General features: G+C 45.1%; 1 pseudogene. It reads left to right on the plus strand.

Annotation, left to right across the window (positions count from 1 at the left end):
- Positions 1–145: 145 nt before the first annotated feature.
- A pseudogene (locus lacNas_RS13740) lies at positions 146–368 on the plus strand (IS3 family transposase); the annotation flags it as partial.

Raw genomic sequence — 368 nt, forward strand, 5'->3', positions numbered from 1 at the left:
AAGGCCGGAGACCGGGTGACGGTGGAAGCGCCGATGGGCAATTATGAAGTGACCATTTTGTCGGTCAAGTAGAAAAAACAAAAAAAACGTTTCGCCTGGTGATATGACCCCCGAAATTAGGACACTAATTTCGGGGGTTATTTTCATGACTAAATACACTAAAGAAATCAAACTCGCTATCTACCACGAATGGGTAGACGATCATAGAAGAGGCACCTACCTCAGCCGAAAATATGGGATGGAGCGTGGAGGAATCCAATATTTGGTAGACTTGATCCAAAAGCATGGCGAAGCCATTTTGGATCGCCCTCAACAGAAATATACTGCTGATTTCAAGCTCGCTGCCATTGATAGAGTTCTGCTAGGTG

This window comes from Lactobacillus nasalidis (assembly GCF_016587775.1).
Lineage (GTDB): Bacteria > Bacillota > Bacilli > Lactobacillales > Lactobacillaceae > Lactobacillus > Lactobacillus nasalidis.